The organism is Stenotrophomonas genospecies 3 (assembly GCF_054473855.1).
Genome location: NZ_JBTMUR010000004.1, coordinates 279,927 through 296,436, shown reverse-complemented (window position 1 = coordinate 296,436; position 16,510 = coordinate 279,927). Strand labels below are relative to the sequence as shown.

General features: G+C 67.5%; 11 protein-coding genes and 1 riboswitch. Of the genes, 9 read left to right on the top strand and 2 right to left on the bottom strand.

The window, feature by feature from the left end; all coding sequences use genetic code 11:
* Positions 1–332 precede the first annotated feature (332 nt).
* On the bottom strand, positions 333–1,496 hold the full coding sequence (locus ACX9OT_RS07890; RefSeq protein WP_049461848.1) for an acyl-CoA dehydrogenase family protein: 1,164 nt from the start codon (positions 1,494–1,496) through the stop codon (positions 333–335).
* Positions 1,497–1,811: 315 nt separating this feature from the next.
* On the opposite strand from ACX9OT_RS07890, the gene ACX9OT_RS07885 reads away from it, so the two are divergent.
* Both ACX9OT_RS07885 and ACX9OT_RS07880 read left to right on the top strand, forming a co-directional pair.
* Complete coding sequence (locus tag ACX9OT_RS07885) at positions 1,812–3,488, top strand: electron transfer flavoprotein-ubiquinone oxidoreductase (RefSeq protein WP_149909464.1); 1,677 nt, start codon at positions 1,812–1,814, stop codon at positions 3,486–3,488.
* A gap of 65 nt (positions 3,489–3,553) precedes the next feature.
* Positions 3,554–3,955, top strand: coding sequence for a c-type cytochrome (locus tag ACX9OT_RS07880; protein ID WP_032130140.1), 402 nt, complete (start codon positions 3,554–3,556; stop codon positions 3,953–3,955).
* On the opposite strand, the gene ACX9OT_RS07875 is transcribed toward ACX9OT_RS07880, so the two are convergent.
* Positions 3,949–7,548, bottom strand: a complete 3,600-nt coding sequence (locus ACX9OT_RS07875; protein ID WP_049461850.1) for an ATP-binding protein — start codon at positions 7,546–7,548, stop codon at positions 3,949–3,951. The two genes, ACX9OT_RS07880 and ACX9OT_RS07875, sit on opposite strands and share 7 nt — an antisense overlap.
* A gap of 74 nt (positions 7,549–7,622) precedes the next feature.
* On the opposite strand from ACX9OT_RS07875, the gene ACX9OT_RS07870 reads away from it, so the two are divergent.
* The 7 genes from ACX9OT_RS07870 (at position 7,623) to pnuC (ending at position 16,398) form a co-directional block, all read left to right on the top strand.
* Positions 7,623–8,261, top strand: a complete 639-nt coding sequence (locus ACX9OT_RS07870; protein WP_032130138.1) for a response regulator — start codon at positions 7,623–7,625, stop codon at positions 8,259–8,261.
* A 378-nt stretch (positions 8,262–8,639) separates the two neighbouring features.
* Positions 8,640–9,410: a hypothetical protein gene (locus ACX9OT_RS07865; protein WP_049398613.1), complete on the top strand. Its 771-nt coding sequence runs from the start codon at positions 8,640–8,642 to the stop codon at positions 9,408–9,410.
* Between the two features lie 111 nt (positions 9,411–9,521).
* Positions 9,522–11,513: a peptidoglycan-binding protein gene (locus ACX9OT_RS07860; protein ID WP_049461854.1), complete on the top strand. Its 1,992-nt coding sequence runs from the start codon at positions 9,522–9,524 to the stop codon at positions 11,511–11,513.
* Between the two features lie 246 nt (positions 11,514–11,759).
* Positions 11,760–12,167 (top strand): glycine zipper 2TM domain-containing protein, encoded by a 408-nt coding sequence (locus tag ACX9OT_RS07855; RefSeq protein ID WP_071228796.1) that lies wholly within the window; start codon positions 11,760–11,762, stop codon positions 12,165–12,167.
* 129 nt (positions 12,168–12,296) lie between these two features.
* Positions 12,297–13,421, top strand: a complete 1,125-nt coding sequence (locus ACX9OT_RS07850; protein WP_049461852.1) for a phosphotransferase enzyme family protein — start codon at positions 12,297–12,299, stop codon at positions 13,419–13,421.
* A gap of 43 nt (positions 13,422–13,464) precedes the next feature.
* Positions 13,465–13,560: riboswitch (TPP riboswitch) on the top strand.
* Positions 13,561–13,630: 70 nt separating this feature from the next.
* A complete protein-coding gene (locus ACX9OT_RS07845) occupies positions 13,631–15,820 on the top strand; it encodes a TonB-dependent receptor (RefSeq protein WP_149909465.1) in 2,190 nt (729 codons plus the stop codon).
* Positions 15,821–15,828: 8 nt separating this feature from the next.
* Positions 15,829–16,398: a nicotinamide riboside transporter PnuC gene (gene pnuC / locus ACX9OT_RS07840; protein ID WP_012509709.1), complete on the top strand. Its 570-nt coding sequence runs from the start codon at positions 15,829–15,831 to the stop codon at positions 16,396–16,398.
* Positions 16,399–16,510 lie beyond the last annotated feature (112 nt).

The window sequence follows — 16,510 nt, the reverse complement described above, 5'->3', positions numbered from 1 at the left end:
GGTCCAGGCCGCCGCCGAGAACCTCTGATGGCTGTGGATCGCTTCTGGTGGGTGCGGACCTTGGTCCGCACCGATGCCTGGTCGCGCGCTGAAGGAATGTGCCAACCAGGGTTGGCACCTACCAAAGGCAGGTCCAGGCCGCCGCCGAGAACCTCTGATGGCTGTGGATCGCTTCTGGTGGGTGCGGACCTTGGTCCGCACCGATGCCCGGTCGCGCGCTGAAGGAATGTGCCAACCAGGGTTGGCACCTACCAAAGCACATCCCAGGTTGTAGTGGCAGGTGCCATGTGCAGTAGATCCACGCCATGCGTGGATGGTGTTCCCCGCACCGCTCAGAACGCGCTGATGCCGGTCAGTTCGCGGCCGATCACCAGCTGGTGCACGGTCTCGGTGCCTTCATAGGTGATCACCGATTCCAGGTTCAGTGCATGCCGGATCGCCACATGCTCGGTGGTGATACCGGCGCCGCCCAGCAGATCGCGACACTCGCGGGCGATGTCGATGGCCATGCGGCAGTTGTTCCACTTGGCCAGGCTGACCTGCTGCGGCTGCAGCTGCCCGGCTTCCTTCAGGCGGCCCAGCTGCAGGGCCAGCAGCTGCGCGGTGGTGATGCGGCGGGCCATCTCGGCCAGCTTCATCTGCGCGCTCTGCGTGGCCGCCAGCGGGCGACCGAACAGCACGCGTTCCTTGGCATAGCCCAGCGCTTCATCCAGGCAGGCAATGGCAGCGCCGATCGGGCCCCAGCTGATGCCGTAGCGGGCCTGGGTCAGGCAACCCAGCGGTCCCTTGAGGCCCTTCACGTTCGGCAGGCGGTGGCTGTCGGGCACGCGCACGTCGTCGAAGAACAGCGCGCCGGTCAGCGATGCGCGCAGGCTCATCTTGTGCTTGATCTCCTGCGTGGTGAAGCCGGCCATGCCCTTTTCCAGCACGAAGCCCTGGATGCCGTCTTCGGTCTGCGCCCAGACGATGGCCAGATCGGCCACCGGGCCGCTGGTGATCCACATCTTGCTGCCGCTGATGCGCCAGTCGCTGCCGTCGCGCACCGCGCGGGTCTTCATGCTGGCCGGATCGGAACCGCCGTGTGCCTCGGTCAGGCCGAAGCAGCCGATCAGCTCACCGCGCGCCATCGCCGGCAACCACTGCTGGCGTTGCTCCTCGCTGCCGTAGGCATAGATCGGGTACATGCACAGCGAGCTCTGCACCGAGACGAAGCTGCGCAGGCCCGAATCGCCGCGCTCCAGCTCCTGGCAGATCAGGCCATAGCTGACCGCACCGAGGTCGCCGCCGCCGTATTCGGCCGGCAGGGTGGCACCGAGCAGGCCCAGCGCGGCGATCTCCGGCACCAGCTCTGAAGGGAAGCGGGCCTGGTCGAAGGCATCGCCGATGATCGGCAGCACGCGCTCGTTGGTGAAGCGGGCGACGCTCTCCTGCACCGCGCGCTCTTCCTCGTTGAGCAGGGAACGGACATCGAACAGATCGTACGGATGCAAAGCCATGGCACTCACGCGCAGTCAGGACCCGGCCATTGTCGGTCATCCGCAAGCATCGCGTCTGGCAGGTGTGGACCTTGGTCCACACGGAAGCGGGTCCGGGCGGTGAAACAATGTGCCAACCAAGGTTGGCACCTACCCGGCCACGTGCATTACGCTGCACCGCAGCAATCATGACGTGAACATCGTCGATCTAGCTCGATCACGCGCGGCCCGGTACCCTGACACATTCAAACAACCGTTTCGCTCGTGGCTGCACGCGCGATTCCCAGGCACCGCCGGTGGCCCCGATGCCGGCCCTACCCACGAGTCATGCAATCGATGAGCGCTGAAGCCAACGCCCTGCCCCCGCGTGAAGTAATGGAGTTCGACGTGGTGATCGTCGGCGCCGGCCCCGCCGGCCTGGCCACCGCGATCCGCCTGCGCCAGCGCGCGATCGAAGCCGGCCGCGACCTGTCGGTGTGCGTGCTGGAGAAGGGCTCCGAACCGGGCGCGCACGTCCTGTCCGGCGCCGTGATGGATCCGCGCGCACTGACCGAACTGTTCCCGGACTGGGCCGAGCGCGGCGCACCGCTGAAGCAGAAGGTCACCCGCGACGAATTCCTGTTCCTCAGCGAAACCGGCGCACGCAGCACGCCCAACGCGCTGCTGCCGGAGTGCTTCCACAACGAAGGCAACTACATCATCAGCCTGGGTGAAGTGACCCGCTGGCTGGCGCAGCAGGCCGAAGCGCTGGAAGTGGCGATCTTCCCCGGCTTCGCCGCAGCCGAGGTGCTGTACGGCGACAACGGTGAAGTGATCGGCGTGGCCACCGGCGACATGGGCATCGAGAAGGACGGCAGCATCGGCCCGACCTTCGAACGGGGCATGGCGCTGCAGGCCAAGTACACGATCTTCGCCGAAGGCGCACGCGGGCACCTCGGCCGCCAGCTGATCGCGCGCTACAAGCTTGATGAAGGCAAGGACCCGCAGGCCTACGGCATCGGCATCAAGGAACTGTGGCAGATCGACCCGGCCAAGCATGAGCCGGGCCTGGTGGTGCACGCCGCCGGCTGGCCGCTGGACAGCGACACCTACGGTGGTGCGTTCCTGTACCACGCCGACGGCGGCAAGGTCGCCATCGGTTATGTGGTTGGCCTGGACTACAGGAACCCGTGGCTGAGCCCGTTCGAAGAGTTCCAGCGCTTCAAGACCCATCCGTCCATCCGCAAGCACCTGGAGGGTGGCACCCGCATCGGTTACGGCGCGCGTGCGATCACCGCCGGCGGCCTGCTGTCGCTGCCCAAGACCGTGTTCCCGGGTGGCGCGCTGGTCGGCTGCGAGGCCGGCTACCTCAACGCCAGCCGCATCAAGGGCAGCCATGCCGCGATCAAGACCGGCATGCTGTGCGCCGATGCCGCGTTCGACGCGCTGGCCGCCGACCGCCAGCACGATGAACTGAGCGCCTACCCGAAGGCGTTCGAAGCCAGCTGGCTGTTCACCGAACTGCAGCAGGCCAAGAACTTCAAGCAGTGGTTCAAGAAGGGCCAGACCGTGGCCACGCTGATGACCGGCGTGGAGCAGTGGCTGCTGCCGAAGCTGGGCGTGCGCAATCCGCCGTGGACCCTGCACCGCACGCAGCCGGATCACGTCTGCCTGGAGCCGGCGGCCAAGCACACCCGCATCGCCTACCCGAAGCCGGATGGCGTGCTGACCTTCGACCGTCTCAGCTCGGTGTTCCTCAGCAGCACCAACCACGACGAGAACCAGCCCAGCCACCTGACGCTGAAGGACCCCAGCATTCCGGTGAAGGTGAACCTGGCCGAGTACGCCGGCCCGGAAGCCCGCTACTGCCCGGCGGGTGTGTACGAGTTCGTCGGTGAAGCCGATAACGCGCGCCTGCAGATCAACGCGCAGAACTGCGTGCACTGCAAGACCTGCGACATCAAGGACCCGACCCAGAACATCGTCTGGGTGACCCCGCAGGGCGGTGGCGGCCCGAACTATTCGGGCATGTGATTGCTCCGGGCTGCGACCGCGTGTCGCAGCCCACCTGCCCCGCTGCGTCGCTATCCTGCCCGCCCATGCGTGCTTTCCGCCTGCTCATCACCATTGCTTTGACCCTGGCGGCCACGGCCTGCCAGCGCCCGCCTGCGGCACCGGCCACGCCGGAACAGGCGCAGCAGCAGGCCATGCAGCGCGCATTCGAGCTGTGTGCCGGCTGCCACACCGTGCAACCTGGTGGCATCCACCGCTTCGGACCCAATCTGCACGGCGTGATCGGCCGCCGCGCTGGCAGCCTGCCGGACTATGGCTATTCCGACGGCATGCGCCGCGCCGATATCACCTGGACCGCGCAGACCCTGGATGCGTTCCTGCAGTCGCCCACCCACGTGGTGCCCGGCACGCGCATGTACAACGCCTTCCCCAGCGCCGAACGCCGCGCACTGGTGATCGCCTACCTGCAGCAGCAGTCGGCTCAGTGAGCCAGGCGCTGCAGCTGTCGCTGCAGCCGTGCCACAAATTCCGCCACTGCCGCGAACAACGGCGCCACATCGGTTTCCGCCGCATCCTGCAGACGCTCCACCAGCGCATTGGCCTGCCCGGCCAGCACTGTCGCTCCCACCGCGCCCAACCCACCGGCCTGGCGATGCAGGTGCAGTGCGGCCGCCTCGCGATCTCCAGCCTGCAGCGCGTGCTTCACGGCGGCAAGATCGCCTTCGCTGGCCTGCAACAGGCTGTCGCGCAGCTGCTCGGCCACCGCACGCGAGCCGAAGCGCCGCTGCAGGCTGTCCAGATCGGGCAGCGTCCCACCATCGTCGGCAGCGGACCCGGCCTGCGGCTCCTCGAACGACTGTCCCTGCGCCTGCGGCAACCAGCGCAGCAGTGCGGTGCGCAGCGTGGCCAGTGACAGCGGCTTGGCCAGCACTTCGTCCATGCCGGCCTCGCGGCAGCGCCGTGCATCGTCATCCAGCACGCTGGCGGTCAGCGCCAGCACGGTCAGCCGCGGCTGGCCGTTGCGGCCCTCGCGTTCGCGCAGCAGGCGGGTGAAACCGAAGCCATCGAGCACCGGCATCCGGCAGTCGGTGATCACCAGATCGAAACTCTCCGACGACAGCCGATCCAAGCCCTGCTGGCCGTCACCGACCATCACATGCGGCACCCCCAGCTGCTGCAGTCGCCAGGCCATCATCGCCTGGTTGGTCGGGTGGTCTTCGATCACCAGCACCCGCGCCTGGCGCAACGCCTGCGGCAGCAGCGAGGCCTGTTCCTGCTCGGCGACCAGCGCTTCCACATCACCGCTGCCGGCTTCCACCAGCGACAGCCGCACCTCGGCGAGGGTCCCTTCGCCCAGCGTGCTGTGCAGCTCCAGCTCGCCGTCCATCATCTGCACCAGGCGCTGGCAGATGCTCAGGCCCAGGCCGGTACCCCCATGGTCGCGCTGGATGTAGGCACCAGCCTGGGTAAACGGCGCAAACAGGTGCTGCAGCTGTTCCGGCGCGATGCCGATACCGGTGTCGGTGACGCTCAGGCACAGCGGCTGGCTGCCGTCTTCGGCGGTCGGCCCCAGCACGTCCAGCTGCAGCCGCACTTCGCCGCGCACGGTGAACTTGATGGCGTTGCTGAGCAGGTTGAACACGATCTGGCGCAGGCGCACGCCATCCACTTCGTGCGCGGCCGCCAGCTGCGGGTCGATCTGCACGTGCAGGTCCAGCCCACGTGCACTGGCCTGCGCCGACAACAACCGGCACACGCTTTCCAGCAATGGCCGCAGCGGCTGCGGCACCGGTTCCAGGCGCAGCGCGCCGGCCTCCAGCCGCGAGTAGTCAAGAATATCGTCGAGGATCTGCCGCAGCATCTGCGCCGAATCCTCGATCACCCCGAGGATGCGCTGCTGCTCGGCATCCAGCGGCGAATGCGCCAGCACTTCCAGCATGCCCAGCACGCCACTCATCGGCGTTCGGATTTCATGGCTCATGGTCGCCAGGAAACGCGACTTCGCCTCCGCCGCCTGTTCGGCGTCAGCCTTGGCCGCAGTCAGGGCCTCGGCCTGTGCACGCGCCTCGCTGACATCCACCCAGTATCCACTCCAGGTGACCACGCCCGCTTCCGCCGCATAGGGATGGGCCTGGCTGCGCACCCAGCGCGCGCCGGTGCCTTCAGGTCGCAGCCGGAACTCGAGAACAAGCGGTGCGAACTGGCGCGCCGCCTGCTCGACCGCATGCAGGATGTGCTCGCGGTCGTCTTCCTCGATGCGCTCCAGCAGGCACATTGCATCCTGTTCGGCCTGCTGCCGGCTGATCCCGAACAACGCCTGCAGGTCACCGGCAATGAACGGGAAGCTGAGGGTTCCGTCTGCCGCGCGGCGAGCCTGATAGACCACGGCGGGCAGGTTGTCGGTGACTTCGGCCAGGCGCTGTTCCAGGTGACGCCGTCCGGCCACCTCGCGGCGCAGCCGCCAATGCCCGATGGCGTGCACCAGCAGCGCGGTGAGCAGCACCAGCAGCAGCGGCACGCCCCAGCGCATCGCGCTGTTCCAGTCCAGGCCGTTGCGGTACTCGACGGCCAGCCAGTCCCCGCGCAGGGCCTCGCGCTTGCGCGGCGTCATCTGCAGCAGCAGGCGGTCGAAGGTGGTGGCCAGGGCGGCATGGCGGCGCTCAACCGCCAGCACCAGCTGATCGTTGAAACCTGCCGGTGCCGCCACCTGCAGGCGCCCCGGGAAGCGGTTGCGCAGCAGATGGTCAACCAGTGCCAGGTTGCCTACGTAGGCATCGGCGTCGCCATTGATCAGGCGCTGCAGGGCCTGTTCCGCGCTGCGTGCCGCGATGATCCGCGCCTGCGGCGCCTGCTGCAGCACATAGCCACGCACACGTTCCGGATCGGACAGCAGCACCCGCTTGCCCTGCAGGTCGGACAGGCCCAGCAACGCCGGGCTGTCACGCCGGCTGACGATCACGTTCGGCACGCTGATGAAGGGCTGGCTGAACACCCAGTCCGGGCCCAGGTAGCGAGAATCGGCAGGAATGCCCATCACTGCCTGCAGCTCGCCGCGGCGCGCCTTCTCGCGTACCTCGTACCAGTCGTGGCTGTTTTCCACCTGCAGGTTGGCGCCAGCCTGCAGCAGGCGCCGCAGGTATTCGCTGGCCAGGCCACTGGGGTTGCCATCCTGGTCCGCGAACGACAGCGGCGCCGCGTTCGGCGCGAAGCCGATCTTCAACGGCTGCTCCAATACCCGTTTCTCGGCCTGGCTCAACGCCAGCTGTGCCGATGCCGACCACTGCGGAGGTGGCAGCCAGCGCTGCACCAGCGCATCGCGCTGGGCCTGGCTGGTCGCAGCCAGTGCCAGGTCCAATGCTTCGGCCAACGGCTGCTTGCTGTTGGGAACACCGAAGTGCAGCCGTTCGGGCGGCAGATCGCTGGGACGCAGCAGCACGACCCCCTGCAGGTCCTCGCGTGCGATCAGTTCGGTGGCCACGTAGGCATTGCCGATGTAAACGTCTGCCTTGTCGTCTCTGACCATCTCCAGCGCCGCCAACGAGCTGTTTGCGACAAGCTGTCGTGCCCGGGGAAAGCGCGCCCGCACCTGCGGGCCGGTCAGGAAGTCCTGCTCGATCACCACCCGCAGTCCATCCAGGTCGGGGATGTCGGAGGCACGCAGGTCATCCGGGCGTCCCACCAGGGCCAGCGCTGCCTCGCCATAGGCGGCGGTATAGACCATGCAGCGGGTGCGGTCGGCACTGAGACCGACATTCATCACTACATCGATCTCGCCACGACATGCCGCATCCAGCACGGATGTCCAGTCGGGATAGCGCCGTGCCTCCACCTTCACGCCCAGCTGACGGGCGAGAAGCGACAGATAATCCGGGCCCAGGCCGACCTGCTGGCCATCACGGAGGGACTCGAACGGCGGCCAGCCACTGTCATACTGGCCCACGACGATGCTCGGATGCGCGGCAAGGTACTCGCGCTGCAGCGGGCTGAGCGGCAACAGCCCAGGCACCGCCTGTGCCAGCGCCGCAGGCAGCACCAGCACGGCCAGCAGCAGGACCAGCCCGCGAACAGCCCAGCTACGCATCGGCGTTGATCTCCTAGAATCTGCCAGGAACCGCGATGGTCGCGGTCCGGCGTGCCCGGTGGCCATACTAGAGCATGAGCTTGCGCATCATCATCGCAGACGACCACCCGGTGGTCCGTATCGGTACCCGTGCCGTCATCGAATCGAGCGGGGTGGGCCGCGTGGTCGGCGAAGCCGACAGCGCGCAGGCGCTGATGGCCCTGCTCGGCAGCCAGCCCTGTGACCTGCTGGTCACCGACTACTCCATGCCGGGCAGTCCCCAGGCCGACGGCTTCGCCATGATCGGCATGATCCGCCGCCGTCATCCCGACCTGCCGGTGCTGATGCTCAGTGTCTCCAACAACCTGGCGATCCTGCGCATGGTGCTCGACAGCGGCGTGCTCGGCCTGGTCGACAAGAGTTCGTCGATGGACGAACTGCCACAGGCCATCCAGGCGGTCTACCGGGGCCAGCCCTACATCAGCCGCAGCCTGCGCGAGCGGGTCGAGGCCGCTGGCAGCTGGCGCATGCGCGAGGGCGACGGCAAGCCACTGTCGCCACGCGAGGTGGAGGTGCTGCGGCTGCTGGGCACCGGCATGACCGTGAAGGAAATCTCGCTGCAGCTGCACAAGAGCGTCAGTACCATCAGCCGGCAGAAGGGTGACGCCATGCTCAAACTGGGCCTCAAGGGCGACGCCGAGCTGTTCGATTACCTGCGCGACGGCAAGATCTGAGAGCCAGATCACACAAGAAGGGCAGCTGCCACCGCCCTCTTTGACCGGCCGCCGATCTGTGCCAAGATGGTACGGCATGAGTTCTCAATGCGAGGTCGAAGGAATCGACCGGCTCATGTCCTCGCTCCCGTCCCTGGTGGACGTGGCGCGGTTTCCTGCCGGCCGTCTGGCCCGGCAACGCTGACCATGGAGAGGCGCATGCATCATCCCCCCAAGCTACGTTGGACCCTGCCGTTGCGGCCTCTGCGCGCATTCGCGGCGTGCCTGCTCGTCTCTCTTTCCGCTGCCGCCTGCAGCGCCGCCGATCCGGCCCCCTCGTCCTCCCAGCCCGGCGCCCCTGCGCAGGCTGCCAATGCGCCCCGACAGGATGTTGCCCCGATGCAGACCCCCACCCCCGATGCCGCCGCCACCCCGCCCGACGCGCCGACCGTGATGTATTTCACCTACCAGGTGGACGGCGATGGCGCGACCTCCTATGAGGTCCAGAACGGCAGCGTGGCGACCTTCTGGTTCGGCCACACCTTCACTCTCGATGGCACCACGTACTACACGGGTTTCTCCTGGGATACCCGCGAGCACTACGGCAAGCCGGGCGAGCAGACGCCGGCCGGTCCGGATGACCGCGCCAACCTTGCCGAGGCCACCTTCGTGCTGGCCGGCACCGACGCCAGGAAGCCATGGAAGTTCCGTGGCCAGGAATGGACCATCGGCGCACTGGGCGCGTACGACAAGGCCGACGATGTCGATACCCGGCGCAAGCCGCTTGAACATCGCACGGCCGATGGTCGCCTGCTGCTGGCGGTGCCGACCAGCAGCTTCGACCGCGGCATCAGCAGCACCGGCTATGCGCTGCTGCTGTTCAACCCCAGGCGCAGCGAAGACGACGTGGACAGCAAGGTCTGGCGCTATGTCGGTTCAGTGCGCACGGGTGAGGACAACAGTGCCGCCTGCGACGACGGCAACGTGATGCCCTGCACCGACAGCGATGGCGAACTGGCCTTCGCTGCCGACGGCAACGGCCTGCCGCGACTGACCGTGACCTTCAAGGGCACCACCATCGAAGGCCCCGGCAAGACCCGCGCACTGGGTGCCGGCGACGCCGTGCACTACACCTTCGACAGCGCGACCCAGCAGTACGTCGCGCCCTGATAGCACCCGCCACGCGCGGGTTCCCTGTTGACCGACATGTTCTTGACTCACGGATGAGTCCGGTTGGCGATTCGCGGCACGCGCCGCTCCATCAACCCCGAGGAAAACGTCATGGCACAGCATGACTACAGCAGAAAGGAAGTCCTGGACATCGTCGAGCAGGTCGCCAGGCAGAAGGGCATCCCTGTGGATGACTTCATGCGCTTCGCGCACATCGAGACCGGCGGCACCTTCAACGAGCGCGCCCACAACACCTCATCCGGCGCCAAGGGCCTGTTCCAGTTCGTGCCCGGCTCCGCGCGCCAGTACCACCTGACCGGCCACGAGTTCGACCCCACCCGCAACACCGAAGCGGCCGCACAGATGTACCAGGACAACCTGGACTCGATGGCACGCCGCAACGAGCGCACCGGTAATCCCTACCTGTCCGGCGGTGAGGCCCCGACTGGCCTGGACCTGTACCTGGCCCACCAGCAGGGCAGCGCCGGCTATGGCTCGGTACAGACCGCGATTGCCACCGGCACCTTCGGCGTGGTCCGCAACAGCCACGGCGACGAGATCAACATGCGCCGCAACGTGCTGAACCAGATCGGCTCCGACGCGAAGGCGCTGACCGGCCACACCCTGGCCGAGATGCGCGGGATGAACGACGGCGACCTGGCGCGGACGTTCTCCAGCTATTACATCCACAAGTACGCAGCGATCAGCATTCCGGAAAAGAACATCGAACCGCAGGCGGTAGTGCAGGGCCAGGGCCAGACCCCGGCAGCACCTGCGCAGGCCAGCGCAGCCGTGGCGGCGGGTGCAGCCACGCTGGCGGCAACCGCAACGGCAGCTGCCACACCGAAGCCAGGCATTGAACTGCAGGCCGCCTACGAGGCCGGCGTGAAGTACGACGACGTCAAGTACGCCATCAACATTCCGGGCCACGCGCTGTACGTACCGGGCAAGACCGGCAAGAACGTGGAGCAGGGTTACATCGACTGTTCCGGCTGGGTCGGCACGCTGCAGAACCGGACCATGGACGAGATCAACCAGAAGGCCGGGCACGCGGTGTTCAGCAAGGCTGATCGCATCGACCTGGGCAACCTCGGTTCCGGTGGGATCGTGCGCAAGGCGTTCGACCAGTCCGGCGTGCTGCTGGACCGCGACGCGATCCTGAAGCCCGATGCGCTGAAGGAAGGCATGATCATCGGCCTGGATACGGCCAGGACCCGCCATGAGCACTGGAACGGCATCGACCACATCGTGATGGTGGTGCGCGACCCCAACACCGACAAGCTGCTGATCAGCCAGTCCACCGGCAGCAAGGGCGTGCACACCATGCCGGTCGAGGACTACCTCAAGCAGGTGAAGGACCACCCGAACTGGAAGCTGTACGCCTCCGATCCGCTGTCCAAGGCGCGCGACCTGCTGGAAAACCGCACCCAGTCGCACGAGCAGAGCCAGGGCAAGCCTGCGCCCGAGCACAAGGCCGCTGCCACGCCGCACGCCGAACTGTACAAGCAGGGCGCGCACAGCGAGGGCGTGCGCAAGGTGCAGGAGCAGCTGGGCCACCTGGGCTACGTCGGCGCCGACGGCAAGCCGCTGGTCGAAGATGGCCGCTTCGGCCGCAACACCGACACGGCAGTGCGCCAGCTGCAGAAGGACAACGGCCTGGTGGTCGACGGCATTGTCGGGGCGAAGACCCTGGAGGCAATCAAGGACGCACGCGAACGGCCGTTGCTGAACGACGAGCGGCACCCGCGCAATCCGTTGTTCATCCAGGCCAGCAAGGGTCTGGAACTGCTGCCGGCCGGGACCTTCAAGGACCGCCACGCGCTGGAAAGCGCTGCTGCGGCATTGACCAAGGAGGCGCATGCCGCCGGCCTGCAGCGCATCGACTCGGTGGTGCCCAGCCCGAACGGTGAGCGCCTGTTCGCCGTGCAGGGCACCATCGGCGACCCCGCCGCCAGCCGCGTGGCGGTGGAGACCCGTGCCGCCAGCGAGCAGAGCCTGGCGCTCAGCAGCGGTGCCGTGCAGGGCGCGCCGAACGTGCTGCATCAGCAGCAGGACGCCCAGCAGGAGCAGGCCCGGCAGGCGCAGAAGGCGATGGGCGTCTAAGCCCGCGGCGCCTTGGGAGAGAAGGGAGGGCCACGTCCGCGTGGCCTTTTCCCTTTCTGCCAGCTGAGCGGCCGGGGCCGCTTTCAGCCTTGCTTCATGCCGCCTGCCGCTAGATGAATGCGCAAGCCGCACGGTGGACCAGGCAATGTTCCGGCAATGTTGGAACGCCAGCGTGGACATCACGGCAGCCGGGGCGCCCCGCGCCCTCCCTGCCCAGCGTGGCATGCACCTCACAGGAGAACGAACATGCTCAGTACTTCCGCACTCAGCTTCCGTGGTCTGGCGATGGCCCTGGCACTGGTGGCCGGTGTCGCCGTGGTCAGCGATGCCAGCGCGATGTCGAGGAAGGACAAGCGCACCCTGGTCGGCGCCGTGGTCGGTGGCGTGGCCGGCAACCTGCTCTCCAACGGTGATCCCGCTGCCACTGTCGGCGGTGCCGTGGCCGGCGGCGCGATCGGCAACCTGACCACATCTGACCGCCGCGACCGTCGTTACTACGACAATCGCCGTTACGACAACCGCTACGATCGCCGTTACGACCGTGGCTACTACCGCAGCGGCTACTACGACCGCGGTGACGACCGTCGCTGGCAGCGCGAGCGCTACTACGACAACCGCTACTACCACGACCGCGGCCGCCATCGCGGCTGGTAATCCGGCGCGGCGGTACCGCCGATGACGATGTGACGACGGGCGGGTCGATGACCCGCCCGTTTGCGTTGCGGGCGGCCATGGCGTTGAATGCGCAGCCTTGGATGTGACTTTCCCCATTGGGGCTGCGGCATGACTTCTTCTTCCCACCGGGTGCAGGGCCTCAACAACGACGAGGTCGCTGCCGACTGGCCGCCGATCAGCACCGCAGACCTCGCGTGGCTGCGCCAGCGCTTTCCGCAGCTGGATGCGGGCAGCCAGCCGCACTGGCACAGTCCTCGACCGTTGTCGGCCGCCGCCATCGTCAATGGCACGCGCGCACCGGTGTTCATCAAGCGCCACCACCACAGCGTTCGCAGCGCCGCCTGCCTGGAAGAAGAACACCACTTCATCGCCCATCTCGCTGCCGCCGGCGTACCGGTGGTGCAGGTGCTGGCGGCAGCCGATGGCCACACCGCAGTCGAGCACGGCGAATGGACCTTCGAGCTGCATGCCGTGGGCGTGGGCGAGGACCTGTACCGCGATGCCGTGTCGTGGTCGTTGCTGACCGATGTCGCGCAGGCCCGCGAAGCCGGCCGCATGCTGGCCCGGTTGCACCGTGCCGCCGCCAGCTATCACGCGCCACAGCGCAGTACCCATCTGCTGGTCGCGCGCGACGATCTGATCCGCGCCGACGATCCCATCGCCGCGATCAAAGCCGAACTGCCCACACGACCGGGGCTGGCCCGCTATCTCGCGCGCATTCCGTGGGAAGCGCAGCTGCAGCGCGACGTGCTGCCGTGGCATGCCGGCCTGGCCGAGCGCCTGCGCGACGAGCCACGGCTGTGGGCGCACAACGACTGGCATGTCTCCAACCTGCTGTGGCGCGACGGGCAGGTCAGCACCGTGCTGGATTTCGGCCTGGCTTCGCCCACCAGCGCACTGTTTGACCTCGCCACCGCGATCGAGCGCAACGCAGTGGCGTGGCTGGAACTGGAGCGCGGCATGGAGGCGGTGCGCATCGATATCGCACTGGCCCTGCTCGACGGCTACCGCGAGGTGCTGCCGTTGTCGGCGGCACGCGTGCACCTGCTGGCCGAACTGCTGCCGATGGTCCATTTCGACTTCGCACTGTCCGAAGTGGAGTACTTCGAAGGCATCACTGGCTCCACCGCAAACGCGGATGTGGCGTGGCAGCCGTTCATGCTGGGGCATCCGGCGTGGTTCCACAGCGCGCCGGGACAGGCACTGCTGCAGGCGTTGCACGCGGCAGCCTGAAGGGCACCGGCTCGCAAATCCGTACCATTTGTAGTGAAATGGTCACCTGAAGCGGGGGTGCCTGGATCTGCCAGGCTGAGAGAGTCCCTTGGAACCTGATCCGGTTTGCACCGGCGTAGGGAGCTTTGAGCCGCAGCCACACCCCCGTCATGGGCCGGTGCACCTGCGCGCCGTCGCTTCGTCTCCCTTGTTGTCCGAAGACGAACCGAATGAACCGCTGCCTGCGCCCCACCCTGCTCTCCCTCGCCCTCTGCGCCGCCTTGCCGCTGCATGCCAGCGAGGCCGACGCTGCCACCGATGCGGCTGCCACCGGCGCCGAGCGCTCGCCCACCGAACTGGCGGCAGTGCGCGTGCAGGCCGGCAAACCCAAGGCCGATACCTCACGCGTGAACGCCTTCGGTGGTGGGTCCTGGAAGGACACCCCGGCCTCGGTGAACGTGCTCGAGCGCAACTACCTCGACCGCCGGCAGGTGCGTTCGCTGTCCGAGCTGGCCAGCAACGATGCCTCGCTGGGCGATGCGTATGCGCCGGTGGGCTACTACCAGAACATCGCCATCCGCGGTTTCGCGCTGGACGCCGCCACCGGCTACCGCTTCAACGGCCTGTCCATCGCCGGCGAACAGCGCCTGGCGCTGGAGAACGTGCAGTCGGTTGAGATCCTCAAGGGTGAAGCCGGCCTGGCCGCGGGTGTGATGGCGCCCGGCGGGATCATCAACTACATCGGCAAGCGCCCGGCCGAAGTGCGCACCGCCACGCTCGGTACCGACTCGGAAGGCTCGCGCTACGTCGCCGTCGATGTCGGCCACTGGATCACCCCGCGTTTCGGCCTGCGCCTGAATGCCGCATGGGATTCCAGCAATTCCTACGTCGAGCACGCCGATGGCCGTCGCAACTTCTACTCGCTGGCCGCCGACTGGCTGATCGGCGAGCGCGGCAAGCTGGAAGTGGATGCCAACTACCAGACCAGTTCGCAGCGTTCGGTGTCGGGCTACCAGCTGCTGGGCGCGCGCGAGCTGCCGCACGGCGTGGATCGCGAATTCCTGCTCGGCTACCAGCCCTGGCAGCGCCCGGTGGATATCGCCAGCACCAACATCACCGCGTTGCACACCTACGACTTCAACGATGCCTGGCAGTCGCGCGTCTCGGTCGGCCACAGCCGCTCGGTGATCGATGACAACGTCGCCTTCGCCTACGGCTGCTACTACGCCACGCAGTGTGCCGATGGCAGCGTGCCGGGCAACTACTTCGCGCCCAATGGCGACTACGACGTCTACGACTACCGCAGCCCGGACGACACCCGCCGCAACCAGCAGGCCCGTGCCGAGCTGCGCGGCCGCTTCGAGACCGGCAGCGTCGGCCATGAGTTGACCATCGGTGCCGACTACTTCCGCCGCACGGTAGACAAGCGCCCGAGCGTCAACGAGTACGTCGGCACCAGCAACATCCACGACGCACAGGTGCCGGTGTTCGCGCCGTCGCCGAAGATGCCAGGGCCGTCCGCACGACGCCTGGACAGCCGCCAGACCGCGTTCTTCGCGCTGGACCGGATGAGCTTCGGAGACGAATGGCAGTGGCTGGCCGGCGGCCGCTTCGTGCGCCTGGACGAGCGTGCCTACGACAAGCGTGGTACCCCGCAGCGGCACAGCCGCCTGTCGCGTTTCCTGCCGCAGACCGCCGTGGTGTGGAAGGCCACCGATCAGCTCAACGCCTATGCCAGCTACGTGCGCGGCATCTCGCTGGGCCAGGAAGCGCCGTTCTGGACCAGCAACGCCGACACCTTCCTGCCGTCGGTGCAGTCGCGGCAGCTGGAAGTGGGCGTGAAGTACGTGCCGGTCGAGGCGCTGACGCTGGGCGCAGCCGTGTTCCGCATTTCGCAGCCGTACCAGTACGCCAGGCCGGACAACAGCGACGTCGGCTACACCTTCGTCGAGGAAGGCACGCAGACCCACACCGGCCTGGAGCTGACCGCCAACGGCCAGCTGACCGATGCGCTGCAGATCGTGGCCAGCGCCAGCATGCTGCAGGCACGAGCGCGCGACACCGGCACGCCGGCCTATGAAGGCCATCAGCTGGTGAACGTGCCGAAGGTGCGCGCCAGCGTGCACGTGGCCTACGCGCTGCCGTTCGTGCAGGGCCTGGATGTGACCGGTGGCTGGCGCTATGCAGGCGCCAACGTCGCCCGCGCCGATGGTGGTGTGCGCGCACCGGACTACTCGGTGTTCGATGCCGGCCTGCGCTTCCAGCATCGCCTGCACGAACGTGCGGTGACCTGGAACCTGTCGGTGGACAACGTGTTCAACCGCTTCTACTGGCGCGACACCGGCAGCAGCGGCGGTGACTACTACCTGTTCCCCGGCGCACCGCGACAGGCCCGCCTGTCGGTGACGTTCGCGCTGTGAGCGGCGTCATGCTCGAGTGGACCGCCGCGCTGTGCAGCATCCTCGGCGTCTGGCTGATGGCCAAGCGCCGGCTGGTGGCGTGGCCGGTCGGCCTGCTGTCGGTGACGCTGTACGGGCTGGTCTTCGCCGAGGCCAAGCTGTACTCGGACACCCTGCTGCAGGTCGCCTTCGGTGGCTTCCTGGTCTACGGCTGGCTCAACTGGCGGCAGCACGCCGCCGACGAGGGCAGCGTCCGCATCGTGCCACTGGCGCGCGGCAAGCTGCTGCGCGACCTGGCCATCGGCCTGTGCGGCGGCGTGGCGCTGGGTGCGGCCATGCACACCTTCACCGATGCCGCGCTGCCGTGGCTGGACGCGATGCTGACCGCGCTGAGCCTGGTCGGCCAGTGGTGGCAGGCGCGCCGCCACGTGGCCTGCTGGTGGGTGTGGATCGCGGTGGACGTGGTGTACGTGGGTGCCTACCTGTTCAAGTCGCTGCACGTGACCGCAGCGCTGTACGTGTTCTTCCTCGGCCTGGCCGTGTTCGGGCTGCGCGCATGGAGCGCGGCAGCCCGTGAACCACAGGTAGCAACGCAGTAGCGCCACGCCATGCGTGGCCGGGGCTTACCGGCAGTCGCCAACCTTGGTTGGCGCACACCTGCCGACCAAGGTCGGCATCTACCCAACACATCCACGCAGGGCGTGGATCTAC